At 60.4% G+C, this 10,855-nt stretch carries 11 protein-coding genes and 2 rRNA genes (1 of these 13 running past the window's edge); 10 read left to right on the top strand and 3 right to left on the bottom strand.

Features of this window, described 5'->3' with window-relative positions; genetic code table 11:
- From FGL65_RS01595 to FGL65_RS01550, 10 genes are all read left to right on the top strand, one after another.
- Window positions 1–1,019, top strand: a 23S ribosomal RNA gene (locus FGL65_RS01595); it begins 1,920 nt to the left of the window's first position.
- Between the two features lie 45 nt (window positions 1,020–1,064).
- Window positions 1,065–1,179 (top strand): 5S ribosomal RNA (rrf, locus tag FGL65_RS01590).
- Window positions 1,180–1,322: 143 nt separating this feature from the next.
- Complete coding sequence (locus FGL65_RS01585) at window positions 1,323–1,943, top strand: class I SAM-dependent methyltransferase (protein ID WP_147819249.1); 621 nt, start codon at window positions 1,323–1,325, stop codon at window positions 1,941–1,943.
- Between the two features lie 81 nt (window positions 1,944–2,024).
- Entirely contained in the window at window positions 2,025–2,459 is a 435-nt protein-coding gene (locus tag FGL65_RS01580; protein ID WP_187170489.1) for a DUF2059 domain-containing protein, read from the top strand.
- Window positions 2,460–2,589: 130 nt separating this feature from the next.
- Window positions 2,590–3,033 carry a DUF2059 domain-containing protein gene (locus FGL65_RS01575; protein ID WP_147819245.1) on the top strand — a complete coding sequence of 148 codons (444 nt, stop codon included), beginning with the start codon at window positions 2,590–2,592 and terminating at the stop codon, window positions 3,031–3,033.
- A 118-nt stretch (window positions 3,034–3,151) separates the two neighbouring features.
- Window positions 3,152–3,586, top strand: coding sequence for a DUF2059 domain-containing protein (locus tag FGL65_RS01570; RefSeq protein WP_147819243.1), 435 nt, complete (start codon window positions 3,152–3,154; stop codon window positions 3,584–3,586).
- A 155-nt stretch (window positions 3,587–3,741) separates the two neighbouring features.
- A complete protein-coding gene (locus FGL65_RS01565) occupies window positions 3,742–4,335 on the top strand; it encodes a TetR/AcrR family transcriptional regulator (RefSeq protein WP_147819241.1) in 594 nt (197 codons plus the stop codon).
- A gap of 27 nt (window positions 4,336–4,362) precedes the next feature.
- Complete coding sequence (locus tag FGL65_RS01560; RefSeq protein ID WP_147819239.1) at window positions 4,363–5,358, top strand: TRAP transporter substrate-binding protein; 996 nt, start codon at window positions 4,363–4,365, stop codon at window positions 5,356–5,358.
- Window positions 5,359–5,415: 57 nt separating this feature from the next.
- The gene (locus FGL65_RS01555; protein WP_147819237.1) at window positions 5,416–5,916 is read left to right on the top strand and encodes a TRAP transporter small permease; all 501 of its coding nucleotides are present in this window, start codon (window positions 5,416–5,418) and stop codon (window positions 5,914–5,916) included.
- Window position 5,917: 1 nt separating this feature from the next.
- On the top strand, window positions 5,918–7,231 hold the full coding sequence (locus FGL65_RS01550) for a TRAP transporter large permease (protein ID WP_147819235.1): 1,314 nt from the start codon (window positions 5,918–5,920) through the stop codon (window positions 7,229–7,231).
- Window positions 7,232–7,233: 2 nt separating this feature from the next.
- Here the strand turns inward: FGL65_RS01550 and FGL65_RS01545 are convergent, their stop codons facing one another.
- The 3 genes from FGL65_RS01545 to FGL65_RS01535 all read right to left on the bottom strand — a co-directional run bounded on the left by FGL65_RS01545 (window position 7,234) and on the right by FGL65_RS01535 (window position 10,826).
- The gene (locus tag FGL65_RS01545) at window positions 7,234–7,815 is read right to left on the bottom strand and encodes a hypothetical protein (RefSeq protein WP_147819233.1); all 582 of its coding nucleotides are present in this window, start codon (window positions 7,813–7,815) and stop codon (window positions 7,234–7,236) included.
- Window positions 7,816–7,995: 180 nt separating this feature from the next.
- On the bottom strand, window positions 7,996–9,669 hold the full coding sequence (locus FGL65_RS01540; protein ID WP_147819231.1) for a hypothetical protein: 1,674 nt from the start codon (window positions 9,667–9,669) through the stop codon (window positions 7,996–7,998).
- A 125-nt stretch (window positions 9,670–9,794) separates the two neighbouring features.
- A complete protein-coding gene (locus FGL65_RS01535) occupies window positions 9,795–10,826 on the bottom strand; it encodes a DUF1786 domain-containing protein (protein WP_147819229.1) in 1,032 nt (343 codons plus the stop codon).
- Window positions 10,827–10,855 lie beyond the last annotated feature (29 nt).

The following is a 10,855-nucleotide window of genomic DNA, read 5'->3' as shown; positions in this document are numbered from 1 at the left end:
AATCGAAGCCCCGGTAAACGGCGGCCGTAACTATAACGGTCCTAAGGTAGCGAAATTCCTTGTCGGGTAAGTTCCGACCTGCACGAATGGCGTAACGATCTCCCCACTGTCTCAACCAGAGACTCAGTGAAATTGAAGTCCCGGTGAAAATGCCGGGTACCCGCAGAAGGACGGAAAGACCCTGTGCACCTTTACTACAGCTTGACATTGGTATTTGGGTTATCATGTGTAGGATAGGTGGGAGACTTTGAAGCGGCCACGCCAGTGGTCGTGGAGTCACCCTTGAAATACCACCCTTGATATCTTAGGTATCTAATCCGCAGCCGTTATCCGGCGCGGAGACAGTGTCTGGTGGGTAGTTTGACTGGGGCGGTCGCCTCCCAAAGAGTAACGGAGGCTTGCAAAGGTTCCCTCAGGCTGATTGGAAACCAGCCGTTGAGTGCAAAGGCATAAGGGAGCTTGACTGTGAGAGAGACATCTCGAGCAGGAACGAAAGTTGGTCTTAGTGATCCGGTGGTTCCGAATGGAAGGGCCATCGCTCATAGGATAAAAGGTACGCCGGGGATAACAGGCTGATAGCGTCCAAGAGTTCACATCGACGACGCTGTTTGGCACCTCGATGTCGGCTCATCACATCCTGGGGCTGGAGCAGGTCCCAAGGGTACGGCTGTTCGCCGTTTAAAGTGGTACGCGAGCTGGGTTTAAAACGTCGTGAGACAGTTTGGTCCCTATCCTCTGTGGGCGTAGGAGAATTGAAGAAGGGCTGCCCCTAGTACGAGAGGACCGGGGTGGACGAACCTCTGGTGTTTCTGTTGTCGCGCCAGCGGCACTGCAGAGTAGCTATGTTCGGCATGGATAACCGCTGAAGGCATCTAAGCGGGAAGCCATCTTCGAGATAAGTTCTCCCTGGACTACGGTCCCTGAAGATCCCTCGCAGACTACGAGGTTGATAGGCTGGACGTGTAAGCATAGCAATATGTTCAGCGAACCAGTACTAATAGATCGTGCGGCTTATTTAATACCACACGGAATTCTCTCTCTTCCCTATTGACTATATATTTTGCCTTGGTGGCCAAGGAGAGGTGGGTACACCCGATCCCATTCCGAACTCGGAAGTTAAGCACCTCATCGCCGATGATACTGCAATCTAAATTGTGGGAAAGTAGGTCGCTGCCAAGGCTTTTTTTTATCCAAAATTCCCCCGGCCTCATCGAAGGCCACGAAAAGCCCCCTCCAAGGGGCTTTTTGTTTACAGTCGGGGGCATACAAATTATGGATTGTTCACACTGCCTTTTCGAACCTCATCCGCGAGACTCATTCCCATGCTGAAAAAATTCTTCTCCAAACAGGCCCGCAAGCCTTCCGGATTCTTCGGGCGGTTCATCACCCTCAAGGTCTTTGAAAAGGGCAACGCAGGCCTCAACAGACGCATGCTGGAGCTTGTTTCCGCCTCGGGCGGGGACCGCATCCTGGAAATCGGCTTCGGGGGCGGAGGAACCATTTACGAGATGGCCTGCGCCCTGGATACCGGCAGCGTGGAGGGCATCGATTTTTCCGACGCCATGCTCAAGGCAGCGCGCAGGAAAAACCGGGAGCATATCGCGGCGGGAACCGTGACCCTGCTGCAGGGCGATTTTGACAGCGCGCATTACCCTCCCTGTGTCTTTGACACGGTCTGCACGGCCAACACCATCTATTTCTGGCCGGACAGGAAGCACACGGCGTCCCGGATCCATGAAGTCCTCAAGCCCGGCGGCCGTCTTGTGCTGGCCTATGTGGACAGGAGCAAGATGGACAACATGCCCCTGGACATGGAGGTCTTCACCCCCATCTCCCGCGACGAGGTGCGCGTGTTGCTGGAGGAAGCCGGGTTCCGCGAGGTGCGCTTCCATCCCTGCGCAGACCCCAGCCGGGCGGAATACTGCGTGGAGGCGTTCAAGTAGGGCGTTTCGCGGGCATTTGCTCCTCATGGGCAAAACAGGGTATGTATGAGTATCCACACCCATCAGCCCGGAGGAGTCGCCATGAAGAAGTTAACCCTCTGCCTGTTGATCCTTGTTGTTCCCGTGTTCTGTTTTGCCGGCGATACCGATGCGGACCGCCTGGAAGCGGCCAGGCGGTATGCCGATGTCTCCAATTTTTCCAGGATGATGCGCGACATGACCGACAGCGCCATCCAGATCATGCCCGAAAAGGAGGGCAAGGCCTTCCGCAAGTTCATGCACAGTCTGCAGCAGGACGATTCCATGGAAAAGATGGTGGTGGTGCTCATGGCCAAGCATTTTTCCACCCATGAACTGAACGCCCTGTCCGATTTCTACGGCAGCGACACGGGCAGGCATGTGCTCGAAAAGCTTGGGCCGTACATGGCCGAACTCAATGTGGTCATGCAACATTACATCATCCAGGCCCTGCGCGAATTCGAGAGCAAGCTCCGGTCCGGGGAAATTCCCATGTAGGCAGGGCTTTCCGGAAGAACACGAAACAAGGCCGCCTCTGGGCGGCTTTTTCATGGTCCGGAATTGCACATGGTTGGCGTGGCAGCTGGTCCCGTGTAAGGTCCTTCCTCATATAACCTAGGAGGAACACATGAAGAAAATAGCCATAGTACTTTTTGTTCTCTTGCTGGTCCCGGCCTTTGCCCAGGCTGGCGACATCGACAAGGCCCGGATGGATGCGGCCACGAAGTTCATCGAGCTTCAGGACATGAAAAAGGTTCTGAAGCAGATGTTCGACGCCACCACCAAGATGATGCCCGAAAGCGAGATGAAGAAGATGCAGACCAAGTTTTACGACCGCCTGAACTATGAGCGCATCGAACAGGGCTGCATCCTTGCCGCCGCGCGCAACTTCAGCCTCAAGGAACTGAACGCCATGATCGACTTCTATTCCACCCCTGTGGGGAAATCGATCATCAGCAAGCAGGGCGCATACAGCGCGGAGGCCGGCGCCGTCGTGCAGCAGGAGGTCGTGATGGTCATGACCCAGATCATGGGGGAGACGGGATCGGAGAAACCGGATTCCTCCATGTAGTCACTCCTTCGACAATACGCAAAAAAGCCGCCCTCGGGCGGCTTTTTTGCGTCATCAATATTATTGCCAGGATATAGGCGGCTGTGTACGTTCCAGTTTCCAAACGCATGGAGGAATCATGAAAAAAGTAATTTTGTGCCTGGCGATCCTGCTGCTGCCCACCCTGTGCTTTGCCGGGGATTCTGATGCCGAGCGACTTGAGGCGGCCAAGCGGTATGCCGCTGTCGCGAATTTCGACAGGATGATGACCGACGTTGTCGCCAACATCGCCCGCACCATGCCCGAGAAAGATGCCAAAATTTATGTCGAATTCATGGGCAGTCTCATGGAGGATGGCGCTTTTAAAAAGACCACGGTGATCCTCATGGCCAAGCATTTCACTACGGAAGAACTCAACACGCTGGCCGACTTTTACGGAACGGAGATGGGACAGTCCATATTGACTAAATTCGGACCGTATATGGCGGAAACCCAGGTGGTCATCCGGGAGTTTATCGTCAAGGGAATGGAAGAGTTCAAGGCGAAGCGTGAAAGCGGCGAGTTGTCCTCTTGAGGTCCTTTTCCTGACCTGCGCAAAGCCGCCCTTGGGCGGCTTTTTTGTTGGCGCGGCCTCGCTTGACACCAGGGTTCGGAGTATTCTATTTTGCATAAAAATGACCGACGGTCACAATATGACCGTCGGTCATCTATTCCGTACACAGGATGCGCATGGTTACGAAACAACAGGAAAAATCTCGTCAGACCATGGAGGAGCTCATGACCTCCGCCATGGAGCTGTTCGGCGAAAAGGGGTTCGTGCAGACCTCGGTGTCCGAGATCACCTCCCGGGCGGGCTACGCCAAGGGTAGTTTCTACCGCCACTGGGAGAGCAAGAACCAGCTTTTCCTGCAGATCATCGAGCAGAAGCTCCTGGAATACCGCCGCGCGCGCGACAGGCGCATCGAGGACGCCCGGGACCTGGAAGAGGCCCTGCGCATCATCTGGGACTTTCTGGAGAGCATGGTGCAGGACAGCCAGTGGGCCAAGGTGTTCCTGGAGTTCACCATCCACTCCGTGCGCGACACCGAGCTGCGCACGGAAATGCGCCGCCGCCAGTACCGGCTTTCCGAGACCATCTTCGCCAACCTGGTGCGCCGGTTCGTGACTTCGGACTATCCCGCCGAAAAGATCGGGGCCCTGAACACGGCCCTGTTCGAGGGCTTCATGGTCCACAACGCGTTGGAAACAGGGGTGCTGAGCCTGGAAGACGTCCGCGAGACAGCCATTGCCCTGGCGCTGTCCAAGGGAGCCGGACAGGGCTGACGCACCCATTTCAAGGGAGGAATTTTTATGAAACGTTGTATGATGCTCATGGTGTTGCTGGGCGTGGTCTGCACGGCCATGCCGGCCATGGCCGAGACCGTGACCCTGCGGTACTCCAATTTTTTCCCGCCCACCCACGTGCAGTCCAAGCTGGCCGAGGAGTGGTGCAGGGAAGTGGTCAAGCGCACCAACGGCGAGGTGCAGATAGAATACTACCCGGGCGGCACCCTGACCAAGGCCCAGCAGTGTTTTGACGGCGTGGAGCAGGGCATGTCCGACATCGGCCTTTCCGCGCTGGCCTATTCCCGTGGCCGCTTCCCGGTCATGGCCGCCGTGGACCTGCCCCTGGGCTACAAGTCCGGCGCGGCGGCAACGGCCGTGGCCAATGCGGTCTACGAGAAGTTCCGGCCCAAGGCCTTCCGCAATGTGCAGGTCATGTATTTCCACGCCCACGGCCCGGGCATCCTGCACACGGCCAAGGTCCCGGTGAAGCGGCTTTCCGACATCAAGGGCCTCAAGCTGCGCGCCACCGGCAACTCGGGCAAGCTGGTCCAGGCCCTGGGCGGCACGCCCGTGGGTATGTCCATGCCCGATTCCTACCAGGCCATCCAGAAGGGCGTGGTCAACGGCGGCATGTACCCGGTGGAAACCAACAAGGGCTGGAAAATGGCCGAGGTGGTGGACTACATGACCGAGACCTACCCGGTGGCCTACACCACCACCTTCTTCGTGGTCATGAACCGGGACAAGTGGAACGAGCTTTCCGACGAGAACCGGCGGGTCATCACCGAGATCAACGGGGAATGGGCCGCCCGGCACGGCCAGGCATGGGACGAGAGCGACAAGGTGGGCATGGCCTGCTTCCTGGAGAACGGCGGCACGGTCATTCCGCTAGCCGATCCCGAGGCCTGGAAGGCCGCCGCGGCCCCCATGCTGGAGGAATACGTGGACATGGCGAACAAGAAGCGGCTGGACGGCCGGGCCATTCTGGACTTCACGCTCCAGACCCTGCAGGCCCAATAGCATTGTATCAAATCCCGGCGCGGGGCTGTCCCGCGCCGTTTTTCGTGGGGGCGCTGTATGGAATCCGCAAGCCGTTCCTCCCTGCTGGACAGGGTTGAGGCGGGCATGAAGGTCATTGCCGCGGTCTGCCTGGTGGGCATGGCCGTGGTCACCGGCGTGGACGTCGTCGGCCGGGGCGCCATGAACACGCCCCTGTTCGGCACCGAGGAGATCGTGACCATCCTGGCCGTGCTGGTGGCGGGCTTTTCCCTGCCCTATGCCCATTCCCAGGGCAGCCACATCGGGGTGGAGGTCTTTTATTCCAAGCTGGGCAACCGGGGCCGCCGGGTGCTGGATGTCTTTTCCCACACCGTGAGCGGCGCGCTTTTCGGCGTGGTGGCCTGGCGCATGTGGCTGTACGGCCGCAATCTGGAGGAATACGGTGAGGTTTCCATGAACCTGGCGTTCCCGGTCTGTTACGTGGTCTATGCGCTGGGGTTCTGTTTTTTGGTGTTTTCCCTGTGCCTGCTCAGGGGCGCGCTGAAGGCCGCCTCCCGCAAACGGGAGGCCGGAGACTGATATGGCCCCGACCATCGCCGGACTCGTGGGAACCGGGGTCATGCTCCTGCTGTTCATGACCCGCATGCCCGTGGCCTACGTCATGACCCTTGTGGGGTTCGTGGGCTTTTCCCTGCTCACGTCCTTCAAGGGCGGTTTCAACCTGCTCTCGCACAGCATCTACGACGCGTTTTCGTCCTATAGCCTGGCCACCATCCCCCTGTTCATCCTCATGGGGCAGCTGGCCTTCAACAGCGGCATCAGCAGGCGGCTCTACAGCACTGCCTATCACTTCCTGGGGCATATCCGGGGCGGCCTGGCCATGGCCACGGTGACGGCCTGTACGGCCTTCGGCGCGGTGTGCGGCTCCAGCCCGGCCACGGCGGCCACCATGACCACCGTGGGCATCCCGGAAATGAAGCGCTACGGGTATGCAAACTCGCTGGCCGCGGGCGCGGTCGCCTCGGGCGGCGGCCTGGGCATGGTCATGCCCCCCAGCGTGGTGCTCATCATCTACGGAGTGCTCACCGAGCAGTCCATCGGGGCCCTTTTCGTCTCGGGCATCCTCCCGGCCCTGCTGCTCACCGTGCTGTTCATCGCGGCCATAGCCATCCAGTGCTGGATCCGGCCCGACCTGGGCCCGGCGGGCGAGAGCTTCACCTGGGCCGAGAAGCTGCGTTCCCTGGTCGGCCTGGTGGATACCCTGCTCATTTTCCTGCTGGTCATCGGCGGCATGTTCCTGGGCTGGTTCACGCCCAACGAGGCCGCGAGCATCGGCGTGCTCGGGGTGCTGGCCATCTCGGTGGTCAAGCGCCAGCTCTCCTGGAAGGCCTTTGTCAATTCCTGCTACGAGACCCTGCGCACCTCCTGCATGGTGCTTTTCCTGGTGGCCGGGGCCGGGGTGTTCGGCAAGTTCCTGGCCGTGACCCGCATCCCCTTCAACGTGGCCACCTGGGTGTCGTCCTTTGACATGCCCGCCTTCGCCGTCATGGCGCTGATCATCGCCCTCTATTTCCTGGGGGGCTGCTTCATGGACGCCCTGGCCCTGATCATGCTGACCATCCCGGTCTTTTTCCCGGTGGTCTCGAACCTGGGCTACGATCCCATCTGGTTCGGCATCATCATCGTGCTGGTGACCCAGATAGGGGTCATCACCCCGCCCGTGGGCATCAATGTCTACGTGGTCTACGGCATGGCCCAGAAGATCGCCCCGGGCATCACCCTGGAATCGATCTTCAAGGGCATCCTGCCGTTTCTGGCGGCCATCATCGTGGGCATCGCCCTGCTGTTCGTGTTCCCGCAGATCATCCTGTTCCTGCCGGGACTGATGTACTAGCTCTAGGCGGCGTCCTCTTCGGTGTCACCACCGAAGATCATGCTGAAGTCGTCCTGTCCTAGGGAGCTGAACAGGTGGCTGTACTTGGCCACGGCCGCAGCGGGATTCTTCTCATATTCCTTGGAGAATTCCACGGATTCCCTTGCCGCCTTCACCAGGCTGGAGAGTGCGCTGACGGCCCTGAAATCGTTGCCGAGATCCGGGTTGTCCTCGAAAAGTTTTTCGATTTTTTCCTTGTCCGGGTGGTCTCCCTTGACGCGGATGTGCCCTTCCTCGTCGCTGGTCAGTTCCACGGGTGGTGTGGTGGAAATCCCGTTCTCCAGGAACAGCGCCGTCACGTTGTCCTTCAGCTCTGCCTGCTTGCGTTCCAGTCCGTTTTCGAGATCGACGAGAGTAACGGCCTTGCCGGGGGTGTAGTCCACGCCCAGTTTCGCAAAGAAGCGGGAGACGAGTTTCCCCATGTCTGACAGGTCCACCCGGTCCCCCGTGGATGCTGGGGCCGTTTCTTTGGGGGCCAGCTCCCGTGAGCGCTGGACAGGATCAACGGTTTGCGTCTGATAGGCCGATTGGATCGGGTTGATCATAACAGGTGCTCCTTTATGATATTCGGGGTGGGCAATACTTGCCGCCGCCGAATTCATGCAAGAGACATACCTGTTATCGTGTTATCGATATTTCCTGTCTGGTCAGTCGTTTGCCCTTGGCCGGACCGGAACCGCACGCCATTATCGTGGGCATCGCCCTGCTGTTCGTGTTCCTGCGGATCATCCTGTTCCTGCCGGGACTGATGTACTAGGTGGCGGCGGGGATTCCCTGCGCTGGGAGCGCGGCGAAGTCCGGGCGGCGGAGCGCCGTTCCAGGTGGTCCGGGTAGGGGATGATTCCCTGCTTCCAGAGCCGCAGGCGGTACCGCTTGGGGAAGGTGAAGCCGATGATTCCCCCTATGAACAGCGCCAGCAGGAGCATGAGCGGCCCGCGAAGCTCGATGAATTTTTTCAGGCACTGGGCGGAATCGTAGTTCTTGGGCAGCTGGCAATCCATCAGCACGGCCAGGATGATGGCGGAAACCAGCGCAAGGGCGAGGCCCTGCACGGCCGCGGTCAGCCATGGCGACCGGAGCCTGTTGTGGATGCGCAGGATGTACCAGGAGATGAAGCCGCCTGTGCAGCCCGGAGCCAGGGCCCATAAGAGGATTTCGTTTCCCGCCGTGTTTCCGGGCAGGAGCGTCAGGGCCTTGAGGATCGCCGCCCCGGAAAGGAGTCCGCACCCGAAGCCCAGGGCTATGTAGGTGATGTAGAAGGTGTCGTTTTCCAGCATGTCGCCGCCGTGCGAGGCCTTGAACAGGGAGCGTCCCATGTGCAGGGCGGAAACCAGGGCAATGGCGGAGCCGTGCAGGATCACCGCCGCGACGCCCCAGCCCAGGGATTCCCCGGGGGCGGGCAGGAGCCCGGCCGGGTTGCCCAGCATGATATGCGTGGTGAAGAGCAGGATGTTCAGGACCACGGTGACGATGAAGACGCCGCTCAGGGTCAGGATGATCGTGTCCAGCTCGAAGGGCAGCACCGGGGGCAGCTTGGGGTCCAGGCCGAAGAAATGGAATTCGCTCCGGTGGTGCGCCTGGGAACGCTTGGTGCGGTAGATGCCGCAGCAGATGATGGTGTAGGCGGTCTCGATGATGTCGCCCAGCCGCTTGTAGAGCCTGCGGTAGACCTCTTCCGGGAGTTCCCCGGACTGCATGAGGCCCGAATAGTGCTCCAGCTCGTTCTTGATGCGCTCGTAGTCCCGGTCAAAGGTCTGGAAGAGCTGCGGGAATTTCGACAGGTACATGAAGTGCCGGGGCGTTTCCTGCCAGAACCGGAGCCTCCGGCCCAGGTAGGCCGCCTTGCAGAGCCGGAAAAAGATGCGCTGGCCCTGCTCGGAGAGGCGCTCGGTGTCGCAGCGCAGGTCGGTGGCCAGGCGTTTTTCCAGCTTTCCGAATTCCTCCTCGTCCGGGTTGAAGGCGTCCTCGTGGTTCATCTGCCGGATGACGGCCATGGCCTGGGAGGGAATCTGCGCCTTGATATGCAGCAGCTTGCGCAGGGCGAAGTCGGCTTTTTTCAGGGCCGGGATGCTGGGCAGGACGCCACTGAGAATGAAGGACGCCCACAGCGCCAGCTGGCATTTGTTCTCGGTGAGCAGCTGGCCCATTTCCTCGCCGTGGACCAGCCGGACGATCTCGTTCGCCACCTGGGGCAGGAAGAGGATGAAGGCATAGGCCAGCAGGTAGCACGCCGTATAGCAGAGCTTGTAGCCCGCAAACCTGCCGAAGGAGGTATAGCTGCGGGGCGGCAGGTCGTGGATGGGCTTTTCGTCCGGGGTCCAGCGGTGGAACTTGGCCCCGGTAAAATAGACGATGAACGCTGCCCCCAGCAGAACGCAGGTGATGTCCGTGGAATCCATGACCGGCTCCTTTGTTGGACTTTCCTATCTCACCCTTAGTATCTGAGGGGCGTTTTTTATATTATAACCGATATGCGGCGGCGGGCCGGAGCATGTTTTTCGGGAATGCGGGAGGGGGCCGGGCGTCAGCCCAGGAGCCGCATGCCCTTGACCAGGCCGAAGCAGCCCGCCAGCATCATGTCGCCCCCCGGGGCCGGGAAGCAGACGCTGTGGGCGCGCAGCAGGGCGCGTTGCGGCCCGAGCACGTGCAGGGAGCCGAATCCCCGCGCCCGTTCCGGCAGGTCCATGACCAGGCAGCCGTGGCCGTTTTCGTCGAAGACCTGCTCGAACCCGAGTTTTCCCGTGCGGAACAGCTCCAGGTCGGCCCAGAGCTTGGCGCCGTCCACCACGCCCGTGTGCTGTTCGTAGACCCCGTGGATGCGGCCCTCGAAGATCAGGAAGGCGATGACGTGGCTGTTGCCCACGTTGACCAGGGTCAGGCCGTGCGCAAAGCTCTCCCGCTCGATCTCCTCCACGAACAGGGCCCCGAGCACGGCGGCCGCGCCCGTATCCGTGACAATGCCGCCGCCGATGCACCGCTGCAGTTCCCGGAGCCGGGTGAGCATGGGGGGCGGGTCCCGGAAGACCAGGGCCTCGGGCCTGCCCTGGTTAGTGGTCAGGAATTCCTCCCAGAGCTTGAAGCGGCCCTTGCGGTTGGATTCCCTGGGGTGGAAGCCGTGGTCCTGGGCGCAGGCCGCAATGGCGTCCGGCCATTTCAGCCCGGCGGCCTGGAAAAATCTTCTCCACCAGCCCTCGTCAAAGTCCGAGAGCAGCAGGGGCTCATACCCGTCCGGGCATTGTTCGCTCAGGGCCACGCCGCTCTGCTCCACCCGCTCCAGGTCGTCGCCCATGGTCAGGGCCGCGGCGGGTTGTGCCGCCACATGCAGCCCGGCCTTGAGATGGGCGCGCACGAACCGGGTCACGCCGCCGCCCATGTTGTGTCCGTGCAGCCAGACGTTTTTCCCCGCAGCGGTCAGCGCGGCCAGGCGTTTGCCGATCTGCAGGGCCGGGGAGGGCAGCACGAACTTGGGACAGTTCTCCACTTCCCTGTCCGGGCTGTAGAGCAGCACGTCCTGGGTGCCGCTGCCGATATCGAGGCAAAGGGTGGTCTGGCTCATGAATTCCTCTTGAAGTTTTTGAAAAAAGT

Source organism: Salidesulfovibrio onnuriiensis (assembly GCF_008001235.1).
Taxonomy (GTDB): Bacteria; Desulfobacterota; Desulfovibrionia; order Desulfovibrionales; family Desulfovibrionaceae; genus Pseudodesulfovibrio; species Pseudodesulfovibrio onnuriiensis.
This window is presented reverse-complemented; position numbering and strand designations above follow the sequence as displayed.

Excerpts from the sequence above, each read along its gene's own strand:
- FGL65_RS01585 (WP_147819249.1), top strand. The coding sequence starts at position 1,323 with ATGCTGAAAAAATTCTTCTCCAAACAGGCCCGCAAGCCTTCCGGATTC.
- FGL65_RS01580 (WP_187170489.1), top strand. The coding sequence starts at position 2,025 with ATGAAGAAGTTAACCCTCTGCCTGTTGATCCTTGTTGTTCCCGTGTTC.
- FGL65_RS01575 (WP_147819245.1), top strand. The coding sequence starts at position 2,590 with ATGAAGAAAATAGCCATAGTACTTTTTGTTCTCTTGCTGGTCCCGGCC.
- FGL65_RS01570 (WP_147819243.1), top strand. The coding sequence starts at position 3,152 with ATGAAAAAAGTAATTTTGTGCCTGGCGATCCTGCTGCTGCCCACCCTG.
- FGL65_RS01565 (WP_147819241.1), top strand. The coding sequence starts at position 3,742 with ATGGTTACGAAACAACAGGAAAAATCTCGTCAGACCATGGAGGAGCTC.
- FGL65_RS01560 (WP_147819239.1), top strand. The coding sequence starts at position 4,363 with ATGAAACGTTGTATGATGCTCATGGTGTTGCTGGGCGTGGTCTGCACG.
- FGL65_RS01555 (WP_147819237.1), top strand. The coding sequence starts at position 5,416 with ATGGAATCCGCAAGCCGTTCCTCCCTGCTGGACAGGGTTGAGGCGGGC.
- FGL65_RS01550 (WP_147819235.1), top strand. The coding sequence starts at position 5,918 with ATGGCCCCGACCATCGCCGGACTCGTGGGAACCGGGGTCATGCTCCTG.
- FGL65_RS01545 (WP_147819233.1), bottom strand. The coding sequence starts at position 7,815 with ATGATCAACCCGATCCAATCGGCCTATCAGACGCAAACCGTTGATCCT.
- FGL65_RS01540 (WP_147819231.1), bottom strand. The coding sequence starts at position 9,669 with ATGGATTCCACGGACATCACCTGCGTTCTGCTGGGGGCAGCGTTCATC.
- FGL65_RS01535 (WP_147819229.1), bottom strand. The coding sequence starts at position 10,826 with ATGAGCCAGACCACCCTTTGCCTCGATATCGGCAGCGGCACCCAGGAC.